At 68.9% G+C, this 23,402-nt stretch carries 33 protein-coding genes and 1 tRNA gene; 27 read left to right on the top strand and 7 right to left on the bottom strand.

All coding sequences use genetic code 11. From position 1 onward, the window contains the following. The first annotated feature begins 22 nt into the window (after window positions 1-22). Together K8F61_RS18665 and K8F61_RS18660 are read left to right on the top strand one after the other, a co-directional pair. A complete protein-coding gene (locus tag K8F61_RS18665) occupies window positions 23-691 on the top strand; it encodes a FadR/GntR family transcriptional regulator (protein ID WP_231820244.1) in 669 nt (222 codons plus the stop codon). Then, window positions 688-1,512 (top strand): ABC transporter ATP-binding protein, encoded by an 825-nt coding sequence (locus tag K8F61_RS18660; protein WP_231820243.1) that lies wholly within the window; start codon window positions 688-690, stop codon window positions 1,510-1,512. The genes K8F61_RS18665 and K8F61_RS18660 overlap by 4 nt, the downstream gene beginning before the upstream one ends. 14 nt (window positions 1,513-1,526) lie before the next feature. Here K8F61_RS18660 and K8F61_RS18655 read toward each other — a convergent pair whose 3' ends face one another. Together K8F61_RS18655 and K8F61_RS18650 are read right to left on the bottom strand one after the other, a co-directional pair. Beyond that, the gene (locus K8F61_RS18655) at window positions 1,527-2,120 is read right to left on the bottom strand and encodes a DUF1697 domain-containing protein (protein WP_231820242.1); all 594 of its coding nucleotides are present in this window, start codon (window positions 2,118-2,120) and stop codon (window positions 1,527-1,529) included. Continuing rightward, window positions 2,117-2,695: an isochorismatase family protein gene (locus tag K8F61_RS18650; RefSeq protein ID WP_067249180.1), complete on the bottom strand. Its 579-nt coding sequence runs from the start codon at window positions 2,693-2,695 to the stop codon at window positions 2,117-2,119. The genes K8F61_RS18655 and K8F61_RS18650 overlap by 4 nt, the downstream gene beginning before the upstream one ends. Before the next feature lie 140 nt (window positions 2,696-2,835). Here K8F61_RS18650 and K8F61_RS18645 point away from each other — a divergent pair. Then, a tRNA-Thr gene (locus K8F61_RS18645) sits at window positions 2,836-2,911 on the top strand. On the opposite strand, the gene K8F61_RS19175 is transcribed toward K8F61_RS18645, so the two are convergent. Then, the gene (locus tag K8F61_RS19175; protein WP_418888092.1) at window positions 2,864-3,040 is read right to left on the bottom strand and encodes a helix-turn-helix domain-containing protein; all 177 of its coding nucleotides are present in this window, start codon (window positions 3,038-3,040) and stop codon (window positions 2,864-2,866) included. The two genes, K8F61_RS18645 and K8F61_RS19175, sit on opposite strands and share 48 nt — an antisense overlap. Before the next feature lie 1,079 nt (window positions 3,041-4,119). Here K8F61_RS19175 and K8F61_RS18640 point away from each other — a divergent pair. The 22 genes from K8F61_RS18640 (at window position 4,120) to K8F61_RS18540 (ending at window position 18,003) form a co-directional block, all read left to right on the top strand. Next, a complete protein-coding gene (locus K8F61_RS18640; RefSeq protein ID WP_231820241.1) occupies window positions 4,120-4,266 on the top strand; it encodes a hypothetical protein in 147 nt (48 codons plus the stop codon). Window positions 4,267-4,269: 3 nt separating this feature from the next. After that, a complete protein-coding gene (locus K8F61_RS18635; protein ID WP_231820240.1) occupies window positions 4,270-4,689 on the top strand; it encodes a hypothetical protein in 420 nt (139 codons plus the stop codon). A gap of 100 nt (window positions 4,690-4,789) precedes the next feature. Next, a complete protein-coding gene (locus tag K8F61_RS18630; protein ID WP_231820239.1) occupies window positions 4,790-4,996 on the top strand; it encodes a MerR family DNA-binding transcriptional regulator in 207 nt (68 codons plus the stop codon). After that, complete coding sequence (locus K8F61_RS18625; RefSeq protein WP_231820238.1) at window positions 4,993-5,187, top strand: hypothetical protein; 195 nt, start codon at window positions 4,993-4,995, stop codon at window positions 5,185-5,187. Before K8F61_RS18630 ends, K8F61_RS18625 begins: the two co-directional genes overlap by 4 nt. Further along, a complete protein-coding gene (locus K8F61_RS19170; protein ID WP_418888058.1) occupies window positions 5,184-5,459 on the top strand; it encodes an HNH endonuclease in 276 nt (91 codons plus the stop codon). Before K8F61_RS18625 ends, K8F61_RS19170 begins: the two co-directional genes overlap by 4 nt. Before the next feature lie 16 nt (window positions 5,460-5,475). After that, window positions 5,476-5,697, top strand: a complete 222-nt coding sequence (locus K8F61_RS18620; RefSeq protein WP_231820237.1) for a hypothetical protein — start codon at window positions 5,476-5,478, stop codon at window positions 5,695-5,697. Then, window positions 5,694-6,065, top strand: a complete 372-nt coding sequence (locus K8F61_RS18615; RefSeq protein ID WP_231820236.1) for a hypothetical protein — start codon at window positions 5,694-5,696, stop codon at window positions 6,063-6,065. The genes K8F61_RS18620 and K8F61_RS18615 overlap by 4 nt, the downstream gene beginning before the upstream one ends. Window positions 6,066-6,167: 102 nt before the next feature. Continuing rightward, window positions 6,168-6,500 (top strand): hypothetical protein, encoded by a 333-nt coding sequence (locus K8F61_RS18610; protein WP_231820235.1) that lies wholly within the window; start codon window positions 6,168-6,170, stop codon window positions 6,498-6,500. Then, complete coding sequence (locus tag K8F61_RS18605; RefSeq protein ID WP_231820234.1) at window positions 6,497-7,972, top strand: terminase large subunit domain-containing protein; 1,476 nt, start codon at window positions 6,497-6,499, stop codon at window positions 7,970-7,972. Before K8F61_RS18610 ends, K8F61_RS18605 begins: the two co-directional genes overlap by 4 nt. Window positions 7,973-8,166: 194 nt before the next feature. Beyond that, entirely contained in the window at window positions 8,167-9,222 is a 1,056-nt protein-coding gene (locus K8F61_RS18600; RefSeq protein ID WP_231820233.1) for a phage portal protein, read from the top strand. After that, window positions 9,219-10,832 (top strand): HK97 family phage prohead protease, encoded by a 1,614-nt coding sequence (locus tag K8F61_RS18595; RefSeq protein ID WP_231820232.1) that lies wholly within the window; start codon window positions 9,219-9,221, stop codon window positions 10,830-10,832. Before K8F61_RS18600 ends, K8F61_RS18595 begins: the two co-directional genes overlap by 4 nt. A gap of 3 nt (window positions 10,833-10,835) precedes the next feature. Next, window positions 10,836-11,189 (top strand): hypothetical protein, encoded by a 354-nt coding sequence (locus tag K8F61_RS18590; RefSeq protein ID WP_231820231.1) that lies wholly within the window; start codon window positions 10,836-10,838, stop codon window positions 11,187-11,189. Beyond that, complete coding sequence (locus tag K8F61_RS18585; RefSeq protein ID WP_231820230.1) at window positions 11,186-11,557, top strand: hypothetical protein; 372 nt, start codon at window positions 11,186-11,188, stop codon at window positions 11,555-11,557. Before K8F61_RS18590 ends, K8F61_RS18585 begins: the two co-directional genes overlap by 4 nt. Before the next feature lie 11 nt (window positions 11,558-11,568). Next, a complete protein-coding gene (locus K8F61_RS18580) occupies window positions 11,569-12,009 on the top strand; it encodes a hypothetical protein (RefSeq protein WP_231820229.1) in 441 nt (146 codons plus the stop codon). Window positions 12,010-12,013: 4 nt separating this feature from the next. Then, the gene (locus K8F61_RS18575) at window positions 12,014-12,406 is read left to right on the top strand and encodes a hypothetical protein (protein WP_231820228.1); all 393 of its coding nucleotides are present in this window, start codon (window positions 12,014-12,016) and stop codon (window positions 12,404-12,406) included. Window positions 12,407-12,419: 13 nt separating this feature from the next. Beyond that, window positions 12,420-12,740, top strand: a complete 321-nt coding sequence (locus tag K8F61_RS18570; protein ID WP_231820227.1) for a hypothetical protein — start codon at window positions 12,420-12,422, stop codon at window positions 12,738-12,740. A gap of 164 nt (window positions 12,741-12,904) precedes the next feature. Then, the gene (locus tag K8F61_RS18565) at window positions 12,905-15,004 is read left to right on the top strand and encodes a phage tail protein (RefSeq protein ID WP_231820226.1); all 2,100 of its coding nucleotides are present in this window, start codon (window positions 12,905-12,907) and stop codon (window positions 15,002-15,004) included. Then, window positions 15,001-16,218 carry a hypothetical protein gene (locus tag K8F61_RS18560; RefSeq protein ID WP_231820225.1) on the top strand — a complete coding sequence of 406 codons (1,218 nt, stop codon included), beginning with the start codon at window positions 15,001-15,003 and terminating at the stop codon, window positions 16,216-16,218. The genes K8F61_RS18565 and K8F61_RS18560 overlap by 4 nt, the downstream gene beginning before the upstream one ends. A gap of 1 nt (window position 16,219) precedes the next feature. Continuing rightward, window positions 16,220-16,732 (top strand): hypothetical protein, encoded by a 513-nt coding sequence (locus K8F61_RS18555; protein WP_231820224.1) that lies wholly within the window; start codon window positions 16,220-16,222, stop codon window positions 16,730-16,732. A gap of 13 nt (window positions 16,733-16,745) precedes the next feature. Continuing rightward, the gene (locus K8F61_RS18550) at window positions 16,746-17,555 is read left to right on the top strand and encodes a M23 family metallopeptidase (protein WP_231820223.1); all 810 of its coding nucleotides are present in this window, start codon (window positions 16,746-16,748) and stop codon (window positions 17,553-17,555) included. Then, window positions 17,552-17,779, top strand: coding sequence for a hypothetical protein (locus tag K8F61_RS18545; protein WP_231820222.1), 228 nt, complete (start codon window positions 17,552-17,554; stop codon window positions 17,777-17,779). Before K8F61_RS18550 ends, K8F61_RS18545 begins: the two co-directional genes overlap by 4 nt. Beyond that, window positions 17,776-18,003 (top strand): hypothetical protein, encoded by a 228-nt coding sequence (locus tag K8F61_RS18540; RefSeq protein ID WP_231820221.1) that lies wholly within the window; start codon window positions 17,776-17,778, stop codon window positions 18,001-18,003. Before K8F61_RS18545 ends, K8F61_RS18540 begins: the two co-directional genes overlap by 4 nt. 82 nt (window positions 18,004-18,085) lie before the next feature. On the opposite strand, the gene K8F61_RS18535 is transcribed toward K8F61_RS18540, so the two are convergent. After that, entirely contained in the window at window positions 18,086-18,871 is a 786-nt protein-coding gene (locus K8F61_RS18535) for a tyrosine-type recombinase/integrase (RefSeq protein WP_231820220.1), read from the bottom strand. Window positions 18,872-19,613: 742 nt separating this feature from the next. Here K8F61_RS18535 and K8F61_RS18530 point away from each other — a divergent pair. Further along, entirely contained in the window at window positions 19,614-19,886 is a 273-nt protein-coding gene (locus K8F61_RS18530; protein WP_231820219.1) for a hypothetical protein, read from the top strand. A gap of 101 nt (window positions 19,887-19,987) precedes the next feature. On the opposite strand, the gene K8F61_RS18525 is transcribed toward K8F61_RS18530, so the two are convergent. From K8F61_RS18525 to K8F61_RS18515, 3 genes are all read right to left on the bottom strand, one after another. Next, window positions 19,988-20,173 (bottom strand): hypothetical protein, encoded by a 186-nt coding sequence (locus tag K8F61_RS18525; RefSeq protein ID WP_231820218.1) that lies wholly within the window; start codon window positions 20,171-20,173, stop codon window positions 19,988-19,990. Window positions 20,174-20,481: 308 nt separating this feature from the next. Then, entirely contained in the window at window positions 20,482-21,510 is a 1,029-nt protein-coding gene (locus K8F61_RS18520) for a fatty acid desaturase family protein (protein ID WP_231820217.1), read from the bottom strand. A gap of 292 nt (window positions 21,511-21,802) precedes the next feature. After that, entirely contained in the window at window positions 21,803-22,006 is a 204-nt protein-coding gene (locus K8F61_RS18515; protein WP_067249177.1) for a cold-shock protein, read from the bottom strand. Window positions 22,007-22,641: 635 nt separating this feature from the next. Here K8F61_RS18515 and K8F61_RS18510 point away from each other — a divergent pair. Beyond that, window positions 22,642-23,316: a hypothetical protein gene (locus K8F61_RS18510; RefSeq protein ID WP_231820216.1), complete on the top strand. Its 675-nt coding sequence runs from the start codon at window positions 22,642-22,644 to the stop codon at window positions 23,314-23,316. The last annotated feature ends 86 nt before the right edge of the window (window positions 23,317-23,402 follow it).

Here is a 23,402-nt window from a genome sequence, read left to right as displayed (position 1 = left end):
CAGACAAGCAGATAGGAATGCCATGAGACAGGTCGTCCGGGGCACGCTCGCGGATCAGGCAGCGGCCCTCCTGCTCGATCGGATCCGCGCCGGCGAGTGGGCGCTGGGCGCGCGTCTTCCCGGAGAGACGACCCTGGGCCCGCAGCTCGGGGTCGGACGCTCCACGGTGCGGGAGGCGATCCGCCAGCTCGCGGGTCGGGGGGTCCTCGTGAGCCGGCAGGGGGCCGGCGTGTTCGTCGCGGCCCTGGACGCCGCGGAGGACTGGGATGCGGTGCTGCAGCGCGCCGACATCCTCTCCGTCATCGAGGCGCGCGTCGCCATCGAGTCCGAGGCGGCCGCGCTCGCCGCCGCGCGTCGCACCCCCGCGGACCTCCGTGCGATCCGTCGGGCGCTGGGCGCCCGTGCCGGGGAGCACACGTCGATCGAGTCCTACGTGGACGCGGACACGGCGTTCCACCGCAGCGTCGTCGCCGCGGCGCACAACCCGATCCTCGGCGAGATGTTCGACGGCTTCACGCCGCGTCTGCGCCCCGCCATGGTCGACATGCTGCGGATCCGCGGTGTCCACGACACGGCAGCCGACCACCGGGCGCACGAGGAGCTCGCCGCGAGCATCGCCGACCGGGACGCGACGGAGGCGGCGCGGCGCAGCCGTGCGCACCTGACCGGCCTCGCGGAGGCCCTCGCATGAGCACGGTAACCGGATCCGATTCCCCCGACGACCGCGTCCTGGAGCTGCGCGGCGTCGTCTTCCGGCGCGACGGCAACACCATCCTGCACGGCATCGACCTCGCCGTGCACCGGGGCGAGCACTGGGCGCTGCTCGGGCCCAACGGCGCCGGCAAGAGCACGATCCTCGGCTTCTGCGGGGCGCGCACGCATCCCAGCGCCGGCACCGTGGACGTCCTGGGCAGACGGCTGGGACGCGTGGACCTGCAGGAGCTTCGACGCGAGATCGGTCACGTGGACCCGCGCCACCCGCTGCGCAGCCCGCTGACCGTCGAGGACGTGGTCCTGACGGGGATCACGGGGACCGTGGAGACGCCGATGCGCTGGGTCGCCACCGACGCGCAGCGTGCCCGCGCCGCGAGGGAGATCGACGGGGTCGGACTGTCCCACCGCCGACGCACCGCCTGGCCGCTGCTGTCCCAGGGCGAGCGGGGACGAGCGCTGATCGCCCGCGCCCTCATCGCCGACCCGCGTCTGCTCCTCCTGGACGAGCCCACGACCGGGCTGGACGTCGCCGCGCGCGAGCAGTTCCTGGAGACCGTGGACGATCTCGGACGCCGCGAGCCCGGCCTCGCGACGATCCTCGTCACCCACCACCTGGAGGAGCTCCCGGAGAGCACCACGCACGCGATGGTCATCGCCGAGGGCCGGGTCGTCGCGGCGGGTGCGGTCGAAGACGTGGTGACGACCGAGACCATCTCCGCGGCCTTCGCCCATCCGATCGCGGTGAGCCGCGAGGACCACCGCTGGTCCGCCCGCGCGGTCCGGGCCGTCCCGGTCTGAGACGCCCTGCCCGGTCAGGCGGTCCGCTCGGCGAGAGTGCGCACGGTGCGGACGTTCCGTGCCGTGCCCGCAACGCCCAGCGCCCGGTCGAGGACCGATTTCGTGAGCTTCGTGCCGTGCACGCCGGACGACGCGTAGTCGATCCAGAGGTCCTCCCCGCACAGCGCGATCCGCTCCCCCGGCACCAGCCGTGCCGCGAGCGCCTCCTCGGCGCCGCCCGCGGGCGGTCCGGCGAGGAACATGACGTGCAGCAGCTTGTCGTGCGCAGCGTCCGGGAACGGATTGCGGTCGAGGGCGTCGAGGAGCTGTCCGCGGGTGCGCAGGATCACCGGGGTGTCCACCCCGAACTCGCCGGCGATGAGGAGGCGGACGCGCTCACAGAGGTCCGCCCGTGCAGCGGCGTCACCGGGATCCGGGCAGATCACGTTGCCGCTCGCGATGTACGTGGCCACATCGCCCAGCCCCAGCCGCTCGGACAGCAACGCGCGCAGCTGCGCCATGGGAACCCGGTTGCGCCCGCTCACGTTCACCGCACGCAGCAGCAGGACGCACCGCTGCCGGACTTCGCGCTCCTCCGGCCCGACGTCCCGGGCCGCTGCCGTGCTCACTCGGCCGTCTCGACGAGCTCGGCGCCCGCGTGGGCGAGCTCGGCGAGGGCCGCTTCCGAGGACGCCGCGCCCACCCCGGCGACGAGCCCCGTGAGGATCCGCACCCGCACCCCGTGAGCGATCGCGTCGAGGGCGGACGCGCGCACGCAATGATCGGTCGCGATCCCGACCACGTCCGCGACGAGGACGCCGCGCCCGGAGAGGATCTCCGCGACGCTCTCCCCCGCCTCGGTGGCGCCCTCGAACATCGAGTACGCGGGCACGCCCTGGCCCTTGCGCACATGGTGGGTCACCGCGTCGGTCGTCAGCAGGGGGTCGTACTCGGCTCCCGGCGTCCCCGCCACGCAGTGGACGGGCCACGTGTCGACATAGTCGGGCTCCTCGGAGAAGTGCCCGCCGTTGTCGCCGTCGGCGTCGTGCCAGTCGCGCGATGCGACGATCACGTCGTACTCCGCGGCGTGATCGGCGAGATACGCGGACACGCCCGCGGCCACGGCGTCGCCGCCGTCCACGGCGAGCGCCCCGCCCTCGGTGAAGTCGTTCTGGACGTCGACGATGAGCAGTGCCCTGGCCATGTCTCGAGCGTACGCCCCCCGCCCTCCCTCCCGCATCGGCCGCGCGGCGCGCGGGATCCGGCGCGTGGTTCGCAGCACGGCTCCGGACAGGGTAAGATCGTTGTTCGTGCGGTTCGCCGCACAGGCGCCACTCGTGGCACGCCGCCTTAGCTCAGACGGCAGAGCGATTCACTCGTAATGAATAGGTCGAGGGTTCGATTCCCTCAGGCGGCTCCACTGCTTCAGCCCCTCGAACGCCAGTTCGAGGGGCTGATTCGTTTCCTGGCACCACGCGACAAACTGCGTCACGGAGGGCTCGCCCTTACCGTTCTCCCAGTTCGAGATCGCCGAGGCCGAAACTCCCATCGCCGCACCCAGGGCGCGCGTTGAGAGGCCCGATAGGCGGCGGGACAAGATCAGGAAGTCCGTCAGCGTCTCGACGGGCGCGCTGACGCTGGCCTGTGTAGGTGTGTGCAGCATCGTCATGGCTGTGAGTCTAGCCTGACGCCCGTGCAGAAATCGCGACACGCCGCGTAGATCCGAAACGGATGCGTTCTTGTGTGCTCATGTTGACGCATGTTTCAAATTCTGCACACACGCGGCATTCCGGCGACGCGGCCACCACCAGGCACTCCCGCAGGGGAGACACAGCGCAGCCTCGGCACACAGGGGCCGCCCTCCGGATCGAGTCCGGAAGGTGAGGGCGGTAGGCGACCGCCAAACAAGAACGGGTAACCAGTCCCGGTGCCATCCCGAGAGCATCGGGGATCGCGGTAAGTGGTACGACCGGGCGCGACCTCCCCAGGGTTCCCACTCCGGTGCTCATGTCCTGTCAGTAGCGCGATCGAGAGACGCGCCCACGAATCGACCGACGCCCAGGCTCCGCCGAAGCATCAGAGATTCGCGGTCCCTTCCGTTCGCGGAGGGGGCCACTACTCCCTCAACCACCCACCACCGAAGCATCAAGAAGGACGCTTCCGGCGAAGCACTCGCCGCCTAGCTTCCTTCGTCGCTTCCCAGAGGCCAGCCCGCTTGAACCGAGCTTCCGAATGGATCAGGTGGATCAGCTCATGACACGAGGGACAGACCGGAACCAGATCCATCAGCCGTTCGGATCCCAGGTTCTTGTACGTCCGGTGGTGAAGGTGCATCCCCGGAACTCGCTCGGATCCGCAGACGTAGCAGGAGCTGGGCAGCTTCGAGGCCCAGTAACGATCCCTGACCGCTCGCCACTCCGGCGACGAGATGTATTCCCGATAGTCCACCACGAGAGACAACCACGTCATGAGTGAACACCGCTACCTGGCCTCCGGCTGGTGCACGTGCGGGCACCACCGAGACGACGGACACCGCGAGGGCAAGCAACCCGATAACCGGCCCACCGTCGCCACAATCCGCCAGACGCTCCAGACCCACGGCCCCGCCTACGAACCGAAAGCACACCGATGACCACTCCCACCCAGCCCCGCATCATCCGATCCGGCTTCGGCCAGCTCGTCCCGAACCCCCTCGTCCACCCCCGACCGATCAGCAAGCACGCGGCCGGACGCGCCGACAAGAAGCGTCCCCGTCGCCGGAACCGGAAGGGCTGACCCATGGCACTCGACCAGACCCCGACCGGCCCGACGCCCGTCGCCGCAGCTCAGACCCTCGCCGCGATCGGCGCTCTCTCCACCCTCGTGGACGACTGCCGAACCGCAGCACGCCGAGCCCGCCGAGCCCGACAGCACGCCCTCTTGACGGAGATCCGCCGACTCGGAAACAGCTTCGACGCCGCCCGAACCCGCATCGTCCAGGACGGGGCCGACTACCTCCCGACCGCGTGGGCCTTCGTGGACGCCGGGCGCCGCACCCTCTCGACCTACCTCCGCGAGCTGGACGTGATCGACCTCGGCATCGACCGGATCGCCGCCGAGCGCACCACCGCCGACGACGTTATCGCGTGGCTCGACCACAACGGCATCCACGTCTACCCCTGGCAGCGCCGATCGATCGAACGGCTGTTCGTCGCATGAACCCCGACTACCTCGACCCCGCCCTGTTCGTCCCGGTCGGCGTCGCCCTCTGGGGCCTCGTCGCGTGGGGATGGATCCGTGACCGAAGGAAGGCCCGCCGATGACCACCACCGACCGCTCACCGTCGCGCACCGCCGACGCGCAGCCCCGAAAGCTCACAGTCGGCCAGGTCGCCGCCCTGTTCGGGGTGACAGTCCCCACCGTCCGCCGATGGTCCGACGAGGGCAAGCTGCACCCCACCCGCACGCTCGGAGGAGATCGCCGGTTCGACGCCGCCGAGATCGACCGGAAGCTGGCCGAGTCATGACCGTCACCTGGCTGACCGTCATCATCGCCGCCCTGCTCATCCTCGGACTCGGGACGCTGCTGCTCTGGCTCAGCGAGGGCCGCAGGCTCGCCCTCTACGTCCTCGCCGCCGCGTCCGCCGTCCTCACCGTCTGCGCCGCCCTGAGCATCGTCGCCTACTGGCTCGCAGTCGGGATCCTCGGCAACCCGTGAGCCAACACAGCAGCCGGGGCTCTGCCTGGAACAAGACCCGGAAACGGATCCTCGACCGGGACGGCTGGATCTGCACCGCATGCGGCAAGGACGTAGTAGGCGACGACGCGACCGTAGACCACATCGTCGCGAAAGCCGTCTGGATCCGCGAAGGCCGACCCGGCAACCCCGACTCTGACGACAACCTCGTCTCCCTCTGCCGAAGCTGCAACAGCCGCAAGCAAGACGGAACCCTACCCCGCATCAACTGGACAAACCCCCGCTGGATCTAACCCACAGGAGAACACCATGACCACCGACCCGTACACAGCCCCCTATGCCGATCTCGGGAAGACCATTCGGGACGCCGAGCGCGCGGCCCTGCTCGAAACCCTGGAGCAGACTCGTGACGCCGTTGCGCTCGTGACCGGCCTTCGCCAGCAGTTCATCGACCAGGGTTGGACCGAACAGCAGGCGGGCGATCTCGTGGTCGCGATGCTCGGGGGCGCGTTGAAGGGATCGCACTCGTGACCGGCATGCTCACCCGGCGCGATCCCGCAGCGCTCGCGCTCGCGTACGCCCGTGAGGGGCTGCGCGTAGTGATCGCATGCCGCAACGCCTACACCGCCTCGCTGGTGCTGGAACAGCTTGAAAGCCTGGCGACCGAAGCCGAGTGGGTCGAGCCCGAGAACGTGCGCGTACGACGCGCACAGGGCCGTTGGTCGGTGGATCTCGGCACGGACGCATCGTGTCCGATCCGCCTCCGAGTGGCAGGCGAGGGCATGCGAGGCATGGATGCTGACGTGCTGCTCTACGACGGAACAGCCCGGGTGAGCCGACTCCGCAACCTCTGGCCGATCGTGGCCGGATCGCCGCACGGCATCACTGAGTGCTGGTAGCCCGGCTGACCGGACGGCGGCCCCCGCTTTTCTGATCGGGGGTCGCCGTTCACCCCGCCCCAGTTTTCTTTTTCACCAGATCAAGCCCGAAATATTCAGGAAATGACCGAGAACAGCCCCAGCACGTCCGATGCGTTCCAGCTCGACCCCGATTCGACGTGGATCGAGGCTGTGGAGGCCTTCCAGGCCGACGCGGCGGCATGGCTGACCCCTGCTGACGCTCCCCAGCTCATGGCGCTGCGCTCGATCGCGAAGGAACTCGACGGCGGCAAGTTCCAGGCCGCGCTCATCAGCCAGTTCACGCTCATCCATCGGGCGCTGCTCTCGCGACGGCCCGGCGAGACGCCGACCGACCCCGGCGAGAAGGCCCGACGCGACGCGCTCGGGCCGTCGCTGTTCGAGCAGCTCGGCGGCGCATGGTCGGCTGACCAGTGACGCCGCACTACGACGACATACCGGCCTGGCCCCCGCAGCGCTGGACCCCGCCGCTCTCCCCCGACTTCCCCTCGGCGTTCGACGGCTACCGCGAGCTGTTCCGGCTCATCTGGCGGGCCGCGTTCGGATACGTGCTGGAGGACTGGCAGGAACAGACGATCCGGCACGCGCTGGAGATCTACCCGCCCGGGCATCCCCGCGCCGGGCAGCTCCGTTTCCGTCAGGTCGTGATCTCGCTCGGCAGGCAGAACGGCAAGACCGAGATCGCGGCGGCGATCGGGCTGTGGGCGCTGCTCATGAAGGCGATTCCATCCGTGGTCGGCATCGCGTCCAACGCCGACCAGGCCCGCCTCGTGTACTCCCGGACGATGCAGGCGATCCGCGGGACGCCGCAGCTCAAGGCCCGGTTCAAGGCCCTCACCGAGACACGCGGCATCCAGACCTACAGCGGCGGCGCGTACGAGATCAAGGCCGCGAAGTCCGCCGCCCTCCAGGGCATCCCCGTTGACGTGGGCCTCGTGGACGAGCTGCACCTGCTCGTGCGCGCCCTCTGGTTCGACCTCGTGAACGGGCTCGGCGGGCGTGCGAATTGCCTCGTCGTCGGGATCACCACGGCGGGCGACTCCACCGAGTCCGAGCTGCTGCTGTTCCTCTACGACCAGGGCGACGAGGCGATCGCGAAGGGCGGCGAAGCCCGGTTCGGGTTCTACGTGTGGGAGGCCCTGGCCGCAGCCATGCCCGAGCAGACCCCGGACGAGCTGGAGCTGCGCCGCGAGCTGTGCCGAGCGAACCCGAGCTTGGCGAGCGGACGCGGCGGCGTCGAACGCCTCGACAACGTGGTCGAGGAAGTGCGGGGCATGCCCGCGCAGGACGCCATACGCTACCGGCTCAACCGGTTCACCGAGTCGGACTCCGCGTTCATGACCGTGCACGGGTGGCGACTGCTGCGCACCGAAGACCCGTTCCCCGACGTGCGCCCCGTGTTCACGATCGACCGCACGCCCGACTGGGGCTATGCGTCGATCGGCGCGTTCGCGATCGACCCCGCAGACGGCAAGACGTACGCCGACCTCGTGGCCTCCTACGTGAGCCCGACGCTCGCGCAGCTCGCGGACGTGTGCGTGGAGCTGCACCGCCGCCACCATGCGGTCACGTTCGGCATGGACGGGTACGTCCTCAAGGATCTTGGCCGCGAGCTGGAGCGGCGCGGGCTCCCCGTCACCATCACCACCTACGGCGACATGCTCAACGGATCCGCGCTGTTCTACGCGAAGGTGCAGCGCGGCACGATCAAGCACCCCGGCCACGAGCTGCTAGACCGGCAGATCCCCGTGACCGGACGCAAGAACGTGAACGACGGGTTCAAGATCTCCCGAGTCGATTCGTCCGGCGAGATCGACGGCGTGCTGAACCACGTCATCGGCGTGCAGCTCGCGGAGGTCACAACGCCCTCCACGCTCCAGATTTTTTGACCCCGAAATACCTACATACGCCTGCACGCATGCCGCGTGTCCGCATTCGCGCGGCGGCATATGGCGGCTGGATGCTCTCTCTCGTGGGATGGATCAGGGACGCGGCGAGCGGGATTATCCGCAGCGCGAGCAGCGACACGACGACAGACGGCGTTACCCCGCCGACCCGCTCGGCGCGTCCCTCCACCGTCTCAGTGAGCGACGCCCTGAGCGTCGGACGGGTCTACCGGGCCGTGCAGATCCACGCGATCGCCGCCAAGCAGCTTTCGATCGAGACGACCCGCTACGGCGTCCGGATCGAGGATCACCCGCTGACCCGCCGCCCGGATCCGTCCGGTCGCCGGTCGAGCTGGGTCGAGCAGGCCGTGGTGTCGCTCGCGACCACCGGCAACGGGTACATGGAGATCATCCGCGACACGTTCGGCCAGGTCGTCGCCCTCCCGATCCTCAACCCCCTGGACGTGCGCATCCGCACCGACCGGGAAGGCCGCATCACCGGGTACGGCTACCACGGGCGCGAGCTGCGCCCCGAGAACGTGCAGCACATCACCCTGCTCCGCGTCCCCGGCACCGCCTACGGCCTCGGCCCGATCCAGGCCGCGCAGCGCGAGCTGTACGGGGCGATCTCGACGCGCGACTACGCGGCCGCATGGATGGACGACAGCGGCGTCCCCACCGGCATCCTCAAGTCCGACGCGAACCTGACCAAGGAACAGGCCGACCTCGCCAAGGACCGGTTCAACGACAACGTGGGCCATCGTGGCGGCGTCGCCGTGCTCGGGAACGGGCTCGACTACCGCCCGATCCTGCTGCGCCCCAAGGACGTGCAGTTCATCGAGTCGCAGCAGTTCAGCGCCCTGGAGATCGCGATGATGTTCGGCGTCCCGCCGACCCTCATGCTGATTGCCCCGGAAGGCGGATCGCAGACCTACCAGAACGTCGAGCAGGAATGGCTCGCGTACAGCCGGTTCACGCTCATGGGCTACCTCGTGGAGATCGAGGACGCCCTGTCCGACCTCCTGCCCGGCGCGCAGCGCGCCCGGTTCAACATCGAGGCCCTGCTGCGCGCCGACACGTCCACCCGATACCGGTCCTACCTCGACGCGATCGCCGCGGGGTTCATGACCGTCAACGAGGTCCGCGCGATCGAGGGCTGGGACGCCCTGCCCGACACCGCGCAGAACGACGAACGCGCGTTCGACATCGGCATGCTGCGCCAGCTCCACCCCGCGAAGGAGATCACCGAATGACCGAGCACCAGACCCGCGAGCTGCACATCCGCGCCGCGGTGAACGAACAGGACCGCACCGTCACCGGCGTCGGCGTCCCCTACAACGAGACGATCACCGTCTGGGGCGAGCGGGAGCGGCTGGCACCCGGCGCAGTCGAGGCCGACGGCGCGAAGCTGTTCGCCCGCCACGACACCCCGATCGGCGTCGTGACCGCGCACGAGAACACCGAACAGGGGTGGATCCCCACGGCGAAGTTCTCCCGCACCGCCGCCGCCGATGAGGCGTACCAGCTCGCCCGTGACGGCGTGTACGACGGACTGTCGATCGGGTTCGACGTGCTCCAGGCGCACTACGAGCGCGACGACGAGGGCGACGTGATCGTGTACGACCGCGTGCGCGTCCGCGAGGTCTCCCTGGTCCCCTTCCCCGCCTACCCGTCCGCCCGCGTCACGGGCGTTCGACACGCACCCACCACCAACCCCGGCCCGCAGGCCACCACACGAGAGGACGCCACCATGGCCGACGAGAACCCCACCGCGGAGCAGCAGCGCAGCGCGGACGACATCCGCGAGCTGCGCGAGCAGGTGCAGGACGTGACCCGCTCCGTCGCCGTCCTGACCCAGCGCGGCCTCGACCGCTCCGAGCCCATCCAGGACACCCGCAGCGCGGGCGAGTGGATCCGCGGTCTCGCCTCGGGCGACGAGGACATGATCCGCGAGTACAACGACATGGTGGAGCGCGCCTACGCGGGCGGCACCAGCGCGGACGGCATCAAGGATCCGCAGTACGTCGGTGACACGATCCGGCTCATCAACGCCCCCGACGCCCTCTCGCAGATCTTCGCGACCGGCACCCTTCCCGCGAAGGGCCTTCAGCTTGAGTACGGCGAGCTGAAGTCGGACACCACCGACGTGGACGAGCAGGCCAACGAAGGCGACGACCTCACGACCGGCCAGATGAAGGTCGGCCTCAAGTACGCCCCGATCAAGACCTACGGCGGCACGTTCGGTCTGACCCGCCAGGCGATCGAGCGGACGACCAACGTCAACCTGCTGGACATCCACCACCGGGGGCTCGCGCTCAAGGCCGCGCGACGGAAGGCTGCCGTCCTCCGCGCCCACTACGCGGGCGTCGTCGCCACCAACGCCGCCGACCCGACGCGCGCGATCGTCGTCGCAGATCAGACCAAGTACACGGCTTGGGTCGGGGGCATCGTGGACGCCGCCGAGATCATGCTGGATCTCGGTCTCTCCCTCGACGCTCTCGTGGTGGACAAGTCCATCTTCAAGGAGCTTTCCGAGCTGTCCGACAACGGCGGGCGTCCCCTCATGCGGATCTCCGGCACGGGCGTCAACACCGTGGGCGAGATCGCCCCGAAGGCGCTTGGCGGGGACCTCGCGAGCGTCGCCGTGCGGGTGAACCTCAAGCAGGCCACCCCGGGGGCCGCGTTCGTCAACGGCGAAGCAATCCGCCAGTACGCGAGCCCGATCACCGAGCTGTCGGACGAGAAGATCAGCAACCTGACCAAGGAATTCGGCCTGTACTACTACGCCGCGAACGCGACGGAGATCCCCGGGGCGATCCTCCCCGTCGTCGCCTCCGCGCCGACCCCGCCGGCTGAGGGCTGAGCCATGGCCGACCAGGACGAGACGACCGCCGAGCTGGTCGCAGAGCTGACCGCCTACGTCACCCCGGGAGTGCACAACGCCGCCTCGACCAGTGACGATGAGGCGTTCATCGAGCGGTGCGTGGTGGAAGCTCTCGCCCTGGTCGGCCAGCTCATCGGCGCAGCGACCACGGTCCCGGACGGCATCCGCAACCGGGCCGTGATCGAGGCCGGGAGCGAGCTGTACCACCGTCGCATGGCTCCGAACGGCATCAGCCAGTACGCGGCCCCGGACGGTGGCCAGCTCCGCGTCGCCCGGGATCCGATGGTCACGGCGCGAATCATCCTCGGCCCGTTCCTCCCCCTGGGGTTCGCATGAGCGGCGAGCTGAGAGCGCTTCGCGTCGAGTTGGCCGACACGATCACCGGCATCAACACGTACACCCACCTTCCGGGGCGTGCGGTGCTCCCGTGTGTGTGGATCCTCGCCGGGAGCCCGTACCTCCAGCAGGGCGACACGTTCGGCTCCCAGACCGTCCGACACCAGGTCGTCATCGCAGCGCAGACGGGACCGAACGACGCCGAGACGGACGAGCTGGACCGGCTCATCGAGAGCGTTCTGCACGACCTCGCGGAGGCCGACTACCTCGTGGAACGGGTCGATCAGCCCATCTCTCAGAACCTGAACGGCCAGGAAATCCTCGCCGTACCGATCACCGTCGCCGGGACGATCCCGGCCCTCACCTGAAAGGAACCGCCATGGGCTCGTCCCGCATTCGCGGCAACAAGAAGCCGGTACTCCGGATCGGTGCCCCGGGCACCGACCACGCCGCCGATCTCATCAGTTGGCGCATCGAGAACGAAGAAGCCGACGCGGACACCGTCACGTTCGAGGACGCCGAGAAGGGCGGCGACCGTCAGCACTTCCTGCGCGGTGCGGCGATCCAGTCCACCCAGACCGCCGCTTTCTGGCGGTACGTCTGGGAGAACAGCGGCGAGACGGAGGTGCCCTACACGGTCGCCCCGCACGGCAACGCGACCCCGACCGCCGACGAACCGCACTTCGTCGGAACGCTCACGATCGGCCCCAAGCCCACCATTGGCGGCGAGGCCGACACCAGCGCCACCAGCGCATTCCAGTTCGACTACGAGTTCCGCATCGACGGCGAGCCGACGATGGACACCGGGACGACCCCGTAACGCCATGGCCGGGGGCGTGTACCAGAACCGCGGGGTCCGCATCGAGGGCCTGCGCGAGCTGAATGCACGCCTCCGGGCCGCGGGCGACGACTCTCAGGACATGCCCGACCTCATGCAGAGGATCGGGAACATCGTCATCGAGAACGCCCGCGTCCCCGCCGACTCCGGCGAGCTGCGCGGCACGCTGCGCGCCGGACGAGGCCGAACGAAAGCCGTCGTCCGCGCCGGGTACGCCCGACGCGGCGCACACGCGGGCGTCGTCCACTACGGCGACCCGCACCGCAACCACCGCGCGCAGCCCTTCCTCGTGGACGCGCTGCGCCGCACCCAACCCCAAATCGTCTCGGAGCTGTCAGACGGCATCAACGAGATCCTGCACCGCCACAACCTCACCTGAAAGGCCCACACCCATGACCACCACCGCCCCCAAGTTCGACTTCGAGCAGCTCACCCTCGGAGAGGTCGCCACGATCGAAGACCTGTCCGGGTTCGGCATCGGCGCGCTCAACCAGGGCACCCCCCAGGGGAAGTTCCTCGCCGCCATCTACATGGTCGTCCAGCGCCGCAGCGGAGACCCGACGTTCACGTTCAACCAGGCCCTCGCCGTCCCGATGGTGGAGGCGCAGAAGGCCCTCGGGTTCACGGGCGACGACGCCGACGAGGACGAGGCCGACGAGGACGCGAGCGCGGAGGGAAACGCGCCGACCTCCGACGAGCCCGTGACCGTCTGAGGGCGGAGCTGATCGTCTACGCCGGGATCCAGCCGAGCGAGATAGATCAGCTCACCGTCGGAGAACAGAAAGCGATCGCGCGGCTGCTGAGAAAGCGCCGCTGAGTCCAGGTGTGGGGGCCGTGCCGCCCCGGCCCCCACACCCACCACCAGGAAGGCCCCGCCGTGGCACGTAACACCGTGATCGTCTCCGTGCTCGGAGACACCCGCGATCTGCAGAACAAGCTCGGTGGGGCCGAAGGCGCGTTCGGGAAGTTCGCGAAGGCCGCAGCGGCGGGGGCCGCGGTCGCCGTCGCCGCGGTCGGCGCGGTCGGCGTCAAGGCCGTGCGCAGCGCCTCCGAGCTGGAACAGTCCATGGGCGGCATGGGCGCAGTGTTCAAGGACAACGGGGCGCAGATGGAGAAGTGGGCCAACGGTGCCGCCTCCAGCGTCGGGCTCGCCAAGAGCGAGTACGCGAGCCTCGCGACCGTCCTCGGGTCGCAGCTCAAGAACATGGGCGTCTCGACCGACGAGCTCGGCGGGCAGACGAACAAGCTGATCGGGCTCGGCGCGGACCTCGCCGCGCAGTTCGGCGGACCGACCTCCGACGCCGTGGGCGCGATCTCGTCGCTGCTGCGCGGCGAGCGTGACCCGATCGAGCGCTACGGCGTCTCGATCAACGAGGTAGCCGTCAAAGCGAAGATGGCTGAGATGGGCCTGTCCGGGCTCACCGGGGAGGCAGAGAAGGGCGCGAAGCTCCAGGCGACCCTCGCGCTGCTCTACGCCCAAACCGCCGACGCTCAGGGCGCGTTCGCCCGCGAATCGACCACCCTCGCAGGCTCCCAGCAGCGCCTCGCCGCAGGCACCGAAAACCTGTACGCCACGCTCGGGATGTCCCTGCTCCCGGCTGTCACCGCCGTCACCGCGGCCCTGGGCGAGTTCGTCAGCCGCATCTACAACTCCGACGCATTCGACGCCTTCACCGGCAACCTGACCGAAGCGTCGAACACGTTCGCGGACTTCGTGTTCGGGATCCTCAACGGCACCCAGTCCCTCGACTTCGGAGCCCTGTTCTCCGGCCTGCTCCCCGCCGTCATCAACGGCATCCAGGCCGCCGCCGACTGGCTGTCGGGCGGTGGCCTCGTCGCGATCTTCGAGGCCCTGAACACGGGCCGGGAAACACTGCTCGGCGTCGCCCTCCAGGTGTTCGGGGCGCTCGTGGAGGCCCTGCCCCTCATCATCCCGCCGCTGATCGAGTCCCTGACCGGGCTCGTGCTCCAGACGGTCGAGTTCCTGGTAGCCGCACTGCCGCAGATCCTCGACGGCGCGGTGATCCTGTTCACCGGCCTGGTCGACGCGATCCCCAAGATCCTGCCGGTACTGCTCGACGCGATCGTCAAGCTGCTGCCGAAGCTCGTCACCGCGATCCTGTCGATGCTGCCGAAGATCCTCGACGCCGCGGTGAAGCTGTTCACTGCCCTGGTCGAGTCGATCCCGGTCATCCTGCCCCTGCTGCTGCGCGCGATCGTGGATCTGCTGCCCCGGCTGATCGAGTCGATCCTGTCGATGCTGCCGAAGATCCTCGAATCCGCGGTGCGACTGTTCACCGCCCTGGTCGAGTCGATCCCGATCATCCTCCCGCTGCTGCTGCGCGCGATCGTGGATCTGCTCCCCAAGATCGTGATGAGCGTCCTCGAAATGCTGCCGACGCTGCTCCAGGCCGCGATCGAGCTGTTCACCGGCCTGGTGACCGCGATCCCGCGGATCGTGCCCGACCTCGTGCGGGCGATCTTCGACATCGCCCCGCACCTGGTCTGGTCCGTCCTCGAAATGGTGCCCCGGCTCGTCCAAGCCGGTATGGATCTCATCGGCGGGCTCGTCCAGGGCCTCGGGAACGCCGCGTGGGAAGTGGGGTCGATGCTGCTCGACATCGCGTCGAGCGCCGTTGACGACTTCCTGTCGTTCTTCGGCATCCACAGCCCGAGCCGCCTGTTCGAGGGGTTCGGCGTCAACATCGACCAGGGGCTGGCGAAGGGCCTCGCGGGCGGGATGCGTCACGTCACCCGCGCTGTCGATGACCTGAACGGGGCCGTCGAAGGCGGGTTCGACCCGTCCCTGGATCTCCCGTCGATCGGCGCACGCCGCGGCGGCACCGGGGCCGGGTACGGCGGACAGCGGGTCTACGAGATCAACATTCACACTCTCGCCCCGTCCGTTGAGGTCGGGCGGGCCGTCGTCGCCGCGATCCGCGAGTACGAGGCCGCCGAAGCGGGGGTGATGATGTGATCCGCGAGACGACCCTGCTGTCGAACGTCGTCCTCCAGACGTTCGACGTGTCCGGCCCGTTCGTGCTCGGCATGTCCAAGCTCGGATACTCCAAGCTCGGGAAGGCCACCGACACCGGATCCTGGACCGAGTGGACCGCCCACGCGACAAGCATCGTCGCGCACCGCGGCGCGCGCCGCGACGGCGTGACGATCCAGAACGAGGTCGGGCTGCTCACCGTCACCATGCGCGACCCCGGGAACATCCTGAACGTCGCGAACGGGCTGTTCCCCGACACGCCCGCGCGGCTCGTGCTGCGCCTCGGCGGCGTGGACCGGCCTCTGTTCACGGGCCGGATCTACGACATGCGCCGCGACCTGGTGCGACTCACCGGTCGCCACACCCTCACGCCCGTGGCCGTCATCACGATTGCCGACGCCGTGCGCTCGCACAACTCGATCACCCGCTACGGGGCACTGCCGACAGCCGGGTACGAGACGTTCCGCGCCCGGATCCTCCGTCTCACCGAGACGGCGCGCGAGCCGATCGAAGCGCCGTCCACGAGCCCGACCGCGCTGCTGGCCCGCACCGTGTACGAGTCGAGCCTGTCGAACCACCTCACCCTCGCCTGCCAGACGATGGGGGCGATGTGGTACGTCGGCGCGGACGGCACCACGCGGACCCGCATTCTCGACCCGGCCAAGGCTCCCCAGGGACCGCCGTTCACGTTCGGGACGAGGCCCGGGGCGCTGCACCATATCCGCTCCCAGCCGAGCAACGGCCTCGCGGACTTCGTGAACACGCTCTACGCACGCCAGCACCGCGCCAAGCCTGACCCGAACAACCCCAGCTCATGGGTGGCAGACGACAGCACGGAGCTGACCTACTACGACCCGGTCAGTCAAGGCCGCTGGGGCAACCGTGAAGCCGTCCACGATACGAACTACTACTTCCGCACCGGGGACGACTTCAGCGCCTGCCAGGCCCGCATCACCCCGGCCCGCGACCCCAAAGCACGGGTACGGCGGATCACCTGGAACGCGCAGGAACGCCTCGCAGACATCCCCCGCCTGGAGTTGGGAAACGTCATCAGCTACACCGACCTGAGCGTGACGCGCACCGGCCCGGACGGCGGCACGTACTGGCCCGAGCAACGCGCGTTCATCATCGGCATCCACCACACGATCACGCCGACCCGCTGGCTGATCGACCTCGACCTCTTCGGAACGGACTGACATGTACAAGCACTACACGGACGGGCAGATCCTCACCGCCGACGACGCCAACGCGTTCATGCGACAGGGAACGATCTTCGTGGACTCGGTGGCCGAGCGCGACAGAATCAACGCCGAGGAAGGCATGCGCGCCTGGCACAGACCGAGCAAAGCCCTGATCGAGTACGTCGGCGGCGCATGGCGGCGCGTTGATAGCGGCTGGGTCAGCTTCGTGGACATCGTCCCGGACACCGGGGCGACGCTCAGCCAGGGACCCGGGGCGCGCCGGATCGGTGACGTCGTGTACCTCAACGGACTGCTCACCGCGACCGGCGGCGGCAACCTGGCCGACGTGGCTGCCTACTTCTCTGTCCCCGTGGAGATGAGGCCGAACGGGCTGCGCGTCATGGCGGTCACGAACGACGCCAACCGGGCCGCGCACGGGTCGCTGCGCGTCGAAACCAACGGCGTAGTCCGGATCGGATCTTCCGGGCTCAACAACCGTATGTGGCTCAACTGCTCCTACGTGCTCTGAAAGGACTTCCACCATGCTCCCGATCCCGTTCGACAACCCGAGCACCTACCCCGGCCACGCAGGCGTTGACTTCGGGCAGTCCCGCGGAACCCTCATCCCCGCATCCGGCCCCGGCGTCGTCTCCGCCCTCACCTACGCCCCCAAGCCCGGATACGTCACATGGGTCCGATACGACGAGTACCCCGACTACGAGGTCGGCTACTGCCACCAGGACAGCCCCGACCGGCCCGCGATCGGCACCCGCGTCAACGAGGGCGATTGGCTCGGCTGGGTCGGCTCCACCGGCACCAACAGCGACGGCCCCCACCTCCACCTCGAAACCGACCCGGGCGGCACCTATGAAGCCGTCTGGGACCTGTTCACCGCCGCCCGCATCGTCGGACGCGCCACGACCCCCACACCGCCCCCGAACGTCCCCAAGGAGGACCCCATGAGTAAGTACCTGGAGCTGAAGCGCTGGAACCGCCTGCACTTCTTCCTGCTCGGCCCCGAGACGGTCTACTACGTCGCAGACCCGAACGCGCTCGCCTACCTGAAAGACCACTACGGCCCGTTCACCGAAGGCGACGAGATGGACAATGCCGCGTTCACCCTGGAGCTGAACCTCAACGCGATCCCGTGGTCCGCGGTGGACGCCTGCATGCGCAGCGTCGCCCTCGGCAACGACGGTCGGCACTGGTCCCGCCAGCAGGCCGAGGGAATCGCGATCAGGGGCCAGCTCACCGCCCGCGCCCGCACCCTGGACGACGAGCGCCTGACGCTGGACGACCTGCTGACGACCGCCGCCGAGATCCCGCCCGTCGAAACGCCGGTGACCGCGTGAGCGCGACCGAGATCGTCGCGATCGTCGTCGCCGTCCTCGCCGCCTCCGGCGCATGGCTGAACGCCCGCTACGGGCGCATGGCCCGCGTCGAGGCGCGCCTGGCCGCAGTCGAAGCCCTGAACAACCGGCTTTGGGCGTACGTGCGCCGACAGCACGACCACGCCTACCGATCCGGCATCGACCCCCTACCCATCCCCGACGACCTGTTTGGAGAGAACGAATGAACGACACCCCCGCCCCCCTCACCCGCCGCGCGCGGCGCGCAGCACGCCAGGACAAGGCCGCTGTCATCGCAACGCCGACGTTCCGACGCTGGGCCTACGGCCTCGCGATCGCGAGCATCGTCGCCGCGATCGGGGCCGGCTGGCTGCCCCCGGGCGCATCCGTGTACCTGCTCCCCCTCGCCGCCGCCCTGTTCTTCGTGAACGAGAACGGCGACCCCAAGTAGGACGAGAACGGCCCCGGCACGGCGGGATCTCCCACCCTGCCGGGGCCGTCAACCCGACCTTGACACCCGATTGGCGTACGTCCTACGCCGCGCCCGGGAGGACGAGACGCCCGATTCCCTCGCGTAGCTGCTCGGAATCGACCTTCGTGTAGATCGCCGTGCTGGCCGGGTTCTCGTGCCGCATCGCCTCCTGCACGACCCGAAGGTGAACCCCAGCCTTGACCAGCTCGGTCCCGTACGTGTGCCGCAGCGCGTGAGGGGTCGCCCTCACCCCTGCCCGCCACATCGCATCGGAGATCGCCATGGACACCGCATGTGACGACACGTGCGGACGGGATCCCGTGTAGCTCGGGAACCACCAGCCCGTCGTCGGCCACCGCTTCGCCTCCGCGATCAGCTCATCGTGCAGCGGCAGGCGTGCCACCTTCCCGCCCTTCCCGATCACCGTCAGGACGCCCGTCCACGGGTCCACGTCCTCACCCTGGATCTTCGCGATCTCGTGCACCCTCAGCCCGGCCAGCGCCCCCAGCAGCACGTACGCTCGCGTCCGGCGTCGATTGCACGCCCGCAGCAGCGCGTAGAGCTGTTCCGGGGACAACGGGCGTGGGAGCGTCTTTGGTCGCTTCGGGCTCGGCGTCCGATCGGCAGGGTTGTCCTCGCGGATCCCGCTCCGCTGCATCCACTTGCAGAACGCGCGGATCGAGGCGTGATACGTCGCCCTCGTCGCCTGGCTCATGTCCCGCGCGAGCCACGTCTGAATGTGCACGGGCTCCAGCGACCGGGCCGTGGTGTGCGACCGGCTCAGCAGGTTCCGAACCGTCCCGATCCGCTCACGGATCGTCCGCTCAGAAAGCCCCTGAGACTTCATCCAGACTTCCCACGACGACAGCGTTTCCATATCCATGTTCCTCTCTCGGGCACGCCGAGTAGCCCCCTCTCGCGAGGGGTTGACTAGTCCCCAGAGCGTGACGAATCTAGGGCACCCGGCATGCCCCTGAGCGCATACCGGTCAGGGGTACTACAAACCGTTATCCAACCCGCCTACCGGACGACCAATCGGGCGATCCGGGACCTTCGCCCAAGCCACCCCAGGCCGGGAGACGCGCTCCCAGATGCGCCCGCAGTGATCGCACTGCCAGACGGTGCCGATGCCGACCGTCCAGTACATCGGAGGAATGCAGCCGAACACGCTTCCGGGGCATCGGTCATAGGCGGGCTCGACCATCTTCAGAATCCCCATCACGCACCCCCGTTCGGGCGGTCTGTGACCTCGCAACCGCAATCCGGGCAGTACCACATGTCCGGCTCGGCGGGGTACTCATCGTCTGCGGGCTCGCCGCGGTAGAAGATCATGTCCGGCTCACCGCAGTTCGGGCACTCCATCAGTTGCTCCGATCCGGGCGGCCTGCCGCCCATCGAACGCCGTTCGCCGTCTCGTGCTCGGTGTGCCCCTCGTCGGTGCGGACGCACCAGACCTTCGCCCAGCCATCCGCGAGTTGATAGTGCCGACACTGACCGTTCGGGAAGAACCCGGGTCGCGCGCTCATGACTCGCTCCCATCCGGGGCGGTTGGGTGTCGGTACGTCGGGGGTCGGCGTTACCGTGTCCGCGTGGATCCCCGACTGACCGTTGAGCACGTCATCGTGCGCCGCCACGAGCCCGAGCGCTGGAACGTCCGCTACGAGGGTCGCCTGATCGGGTACGTGATCCACAAGCAAGTCGGTTCCCGGCCTGTCTGGTTCTACGACGCGCACGTCCTCATCGACGGGCACGACGTGAGCCTGGATCTCGATACCGACTTCGACGGGCGGTGCAACAAGATCCTGACCGCTTTCCTCGACCCCGCCGCCTTCCCGCAGACGCGCTACTGGCTGCGCCTGTAGACCCAGCCCGCCGCGGATCGACGCGAGGCCCGCCTGGGACGACACCGGACGGCGGATGCCGTTCTCAGCCTCCCAGCGAAGCATCGCGTCCCACGACCCGCTCATGCGCTCATCCGATCGGCGTAGCGCTGCTGCGCGGCCTGTCGAGTGATGCCGAGCGCATCCCCGATGTACTGCCACGAGTGGCCCTGTGCCTTGAGGCCGACGACGGCACGACTGATCGCGTCCTCTACCTCGTCCCGGAGGGAGAGCAGTTCGCCCAGCTCCCAATCGTCGGCCTTCGCCACGCGAGCACCAGCGCCTCGGATGATCCGACGTGCGAACGCGATGTAGGAGCCCGTTTCGACCTCACGACGCCCCATCACTGCACCGCCTCGGGGAACGTCGAAACGGTGTCAACGTCGAGTTGACGCCACAGCTCAGCGATCGAGAGAGCCCGCCCGGGGGTCCAAAACGCCTCGGATCCAGAGGAACCCTGAGCCATGTAATGAATAGGTCAAGGGTTCGATTCCCTTAGGCGGCTCACACAGAAGCCCCCGTCAGGACACCGGTCCGGACGGGGGCTTCGTGGTTTGGGCTTCGCCCGGTTCGTGCTTCAGCCGCGACGGTACTCGGCGCTGATCGGGCAGTCGAAGGGGTCCCGAGCCGCGAGACCGACACGGTTCAGGTACTGGATCACGATCGCATACGACCGGACGAGCGTCGTCTCCGTGTAGGGCACATCGTTGGCGCGGCAGTGCTCGCGCACGATCGCGCGCGCACGGGAGAGGTGCGGCCGCGGCATGTTCGGGAACAGGTGATGCTCGATCTGGTAGTTCAGTCCGCCCATGAGCCAGGTGGCCCACCAGCCGCCGCTGATGTTGCGGGACGTGCGCACCTGCTTGGTGAAGAAGTCCAGGCGTGCGTCCGCGGCGATGACCGGCATGCCCTTGTGGTTGGGCGCGAACGACGCCCCCATGTACACGCCGAAGACGGCGAGCTGGACGCCCACGAAGGCGAACGCCATGCCCAGCGGAAGCAGAACGAACACCGGGACGAGCACGACGGCGAAGCGGACGGCGAGCAGAGCCAGTTCCTGGCCGCGGCCGGCGATCCGCCCCCGCGAGAGGAGGTGACGCACACTGAGCGCGTGCAGGTTGAGCCCTTCCAGGGTGAGCAAGGGGAAGAACAACCAGCCCTGTCTCCTGGTGATCGCCCGGACGAGCCCTCGCGAGCGCGCGGCGTCCTCGTCCAGGAACGAGATCGTGTCGACCTCGATGTCGGGGTCTTTCCCGACCCGGTTCGGATTGCCGTGGTGACGCGTGTGCTTGGAGTCCCACCAGGAGTAGCTCATCCCGACCACGCCGCCGAGGACCCGTGCGAGCCGGAGGTTCGCGGGACCGCTCGTCAGGATCTGCCGGTGGGCCGCCTCATGAGCGAGGAATGCGACCTGGGTGAAGAGCACCCCCAGGGCCGCGGCGATGAGGAGCTGGAACCAGCTGTCGCCGAGAAGGAGGAAGCCCGCGATGCAGGCCGCGAACCCCAGGGTCAGCGCCGTGCCGACGGCGGCGTAGAAGAGCGGCGTCCGCGACAGGAGCCCCGTCTCCCGGACGGTCCGGGAGAGCTGGGTGTACGCCTTCGCCATCGGCGGGAACGCGTCCGCGCCTGCGTAGGTCTGCCGGACCGGACCGAGGGTGCCGGCCGGAGATGGTGCAGTGAGGGAAAGGGAGATGATTCTCTCCTCTGATCGGAGCCCTTGAGCCGTGGAAGCCAAGGGCGGACGCCGATCGCTACGCGCCACGCTACGCGTCCTCGCATGCCCCGAACCGAATACGACTCCTCCCGCGGGTCGTCGGGCGGGAGGCACCGCTCTCCCCGGACACGAAGACGGGTCCCCCGACGCGTCGGCGCCGGAGGACCCGTCTCGGTGCGAAAGGTCAGATGACCTGGATGTTCGCCGCCTGCATTCCCTTCGGACCGCGCTCGGAGTCGAACGAGACCTTCTGGTTCTCCTCGAGGTTGCGGTAGCCGTCGCCCGTGATCGCGCTGAAGTGCGCGAACACGTCGTCGGATCCGTCGTCGGGCGCGATGAAGCCGAAGCCCTTCTCGGAGTTGAACCATTTGACGGTGCCAGTGGCCATGACGTCATTCCTTCGTTGTCCGGGACCACGGGAGTGATCCGTGTATCCGCAGCGAGTTCGCGGCGGAAGTCTGAGGTGGTCGGGTGATCGGCGAGATCCCCTGGGAGCTCCGATCATGCACGGGTTCTCGCCCGAGCGGAGGAGGGCGGCGGAGCAGATACGGCAACCAATCGACAGAGCGGGCACCGCGGGCGCGATGCATCCGAAGCCACTGAACTGGATACCCGCCGGGCCATCGCCCGGGCCAGAAGCTGGTCTGGAGCCAGGCTCCAGCAGAAACACAACTTCAACAACCTGGGGACAGCCTACCCCATCGGATGCACAGGGCTTCGGACGGTGCCGCAGCGTCGGTCGTTGAGCGAGCGCAGCGAGACGAAACGCGTACGAGCCCGGTCATCACGTTTCGACTCGTCGCTGCGCTCCTCGCTCAACGACCGGAAAGAGCGTCGGCCGTTGAGCGAGCGACGCCGGGTCACCACGTTTCGACTCGTCGCTGCGCTCCTCGCTCAACGACCGGACGAGGTGTCGGTCGTTGAGCGAGCGCAGCGAGACGAAACGCCCCATCCCCGGTCCCTACGTTTCGACGCGACTCTTCACGCAGCGGGTGAGACCCACACCGTGAGTACAATCCGGGCATGCGCCGCCTCTCCCTGCTCGTCCCGCTCGCCCTCGCCGCCGTTCTGCTCGCCGGCTGCGCCCCGTCCGCCGCGGGACCGACACCCTCGACCTCGCCGACGACGGGCACCGGTGCCGACCCCTCCCCCGCCCCGACGCCGGAGGAGACGCCCGAGACCTCGGCACTGGTGCTTTCCCTCGACACCCTGTCGGCGGTGTCCGCAGACGGCGCCGTCCTCACGAGCGCTCCCCTCTCGGACGCCGCGGCCGTGACCTCGGTGCTGACCGACCATCTCGGCGAGCCCACCGCCACGACACGCGACGACCGGTACGGGTTCACCTCCACGAAGTGGGGCGAGGCCGTCATCGTCGGGACGGCGGATCAGTCGTCCGACGCCAGCGTGAGCTTCCGGGCTGCGGCGATCGACGCGCTCGCACTGCGCTCGTCCGACGGCGCGAGCGTCGGGATGACCGGTGACGAGGTCGCGGCGACGGGCGCCAGCCTGGACTCGACCTGGTCCGATGACGCGAACGGCCGCAACCACGAGGTCTTCGTCTCCCAACGGAAGGCGATCGATGGGACCTCGTCGCTGGTGCACCCGGGAGAGACCGGAAGCGTCTTCGTGAGCTACGACGTGGTGAACAGCGTCCTCGAGTCCATCAGCGCGCCGGGCAACGACTTCAGCGACCTCTGACCGCCGCCCGCGGGAGCACGAGACAGCACGAGGACGGAGGATCGTTCCTCCGCCTCGGCATGGTGCGGGGCGGGCGCGGGAGCGTA

The sequence above is a fragment of the Microbacterium resistens genome, from assembly GCF_021172025.1.
Taxonomy (GTDB): domain Bacteria; phylum Actinomycetota; class Actinomycetes; order Actinomycetales; family Microbacteriaceae; genus Microbacterium; species Microbacterium resistens.
This window is presented reverse-complemented; position numbering and strand designations above follow the sequence as displayed.

Excerpts from the sequence above, each read along its gene's own strand:
- K8F61_RS18665 (WP_231820244.1), top strand. The coding sequence starts at position 23 with ATGAGACAGGTCGTCCGGGGCACGCTCGCGGATCAGGCAGCGGCCCTC.
- K8F61_RS18660 (WP_231820243.1), top strand. The coding sequence starts at position 688 with ATGAGCACGGTAACCGGATCCGATTCCCCCGACGACCGCGTCCTGGAG.
- K8F61_RS18650 (WP_067249180.1), bottom strand. The coding sequence starts at position 2,695 with ATGGCCAGGGCACTGCTCATCGTCGACGTCCAGAACGACTTCACCGAG.
- K8F61_RS19175 (WP_418888092.1), bottom strand. The coding sequence starts at position 3,040 with ATGGGAGTTTCGGCCTCGGCGATCTCGAACTGGGAGAACGGTAAGGGC.
- K8F61_RS18640 (WP_231820241.1), top strand. The coding sequence starts at position 4,120 with ATGACCACTCCCACCCAGCCCCGCATCATCCGATCCGGCTTCGGCCAG.
- K8F61_RS18635 (WP_231820240.1), top strand. The coding sequence starts at position 4,270 with ATGGCACTCGACCAGACCCCGACCGGCCCGACGCCCGTCGCCGCAGCT.
- K8F61_RS18630 (WP_231820239.1), top strand. The coding sequence starts at position 4,790 with ATGACCACCACCGACCGCTCACCGTCGCGCACCGCCGACGCGCAGCCC.
- K8F61_RS18625 (WP_231820238.1), top strand. The coding sequence starts at position 4,993 with ATGACCGTCACCTGGCTGACCGTCATCATCGCCGCCCTGCTCATCCTC.
- K8F61_RS18620 (WP_231820237.1), top strand. The coding sequence starts at position 5,476 with ATGACCACCGACCCGTACACAGCCCCCTATGCCGATCTCGGGAAGACC.
- K8F61_RS18610 (WP_231820235.1), top strand. The coding sequence starts at position 6,168 with ATGACCGAGAACAGCCCCAGCACGTCCGATGCGTTCCAGCTCGACCCC.
- K8F61_RS18595 (WP_231820232.1), top strand. The coding sequence starts at position 9,219 with ATGACCGAGCACCAGACCCGCGAGCTGCACATCCGCGCCGCGGTGAAC.
- K8F61_RS18590 (WP_231820231.1), top strand. The coding sequence starts at position 10,836 with ATGGCCGACCAGGACGAGACGACCGCCGAGCTGGTCGCAGAGCTGACC.
- K8F61_RS18585 (WP_231820230.1), top strand. The coding sequence starts at position 11,186 with ATGAGCGGCGAGCTGAGAGCGCTTCGCGTCGAGTTGGCCGACACGATC.
- K8F61_RS18580 (WP_231820229.1), top strand. The coding sequence starts at position 11,569 with ATGGGCTCGTCCCGCATTCGCGGCAACAAGAAGCCGGTACTCCGGATC.
- K8F61_RS18575 (WP_231820228.1), top strand. The coding sequence starts at position 12,014 with ATGGCCGGGGGCGTGTACCAGAACCGCGGGGTCCGCATCGAGGGCCTG.
- K8F61_RS18570 (WP_231820227.1), top strand. The coding sequence starts at position 12,420 with ATGACCACCACCGCCCCCAAGTTCGACTTCGAGCAGCTCACCCTCGGA.
- K8F61_RS18555 (WP_231820224.1), top strand. The coding sequence starts at position 16,220 with ATGTACAAGCACTACACGGACGGGCAGATCCTCACCGCCGACGACGCC.
- K8F61_RS18550 (WP_231820223.1), top strand. The coding sequence starts at position 16,746 with ATGCTCCCGATCCCGTTCGACAACCCGAGCACCTACCCCGGCCACGCA.
- K8F61_RS18540 (WP_231820221.1), top strand. The coding sequence starts at position 17,776 with ATGAACGACACCCCCGCCCCCCTCACCCGCCGCGCGCGGCGCGCAGCA.
- K8F61_RS18535 (WP_231820220.1), bottom strand. The coding sequence starts at position 18,871 with ATGAAGTCTCAGGGGCTTTCTGAGCGGACGATCCGTGAGCGGATCGGG.
- K8F61_RS18520 (WP_231820217.1), bottom strand. The coding sequence starts at position 21,510 with ATGGCGAAGGCGTACACCCAGCTCTCCCGGACCGTCCGGGAGACGGGG.
- K8F61_RS18515 (WP_067249177.1), bottom strand. The coding sequence starts at position 22,006 with ATGGCCACTGGCACCGTCAAATGGTTCAACTCCGAGAAGGGCTTCGGC.
- K8F61_RS18510 (WP_231820216.1), top strand. The coding sequence starts at position 22,642 with ATGCGCCGCCTCTCCCTGCTCGTCCCGCTCGCCCTCGCCGCCGTTCTG.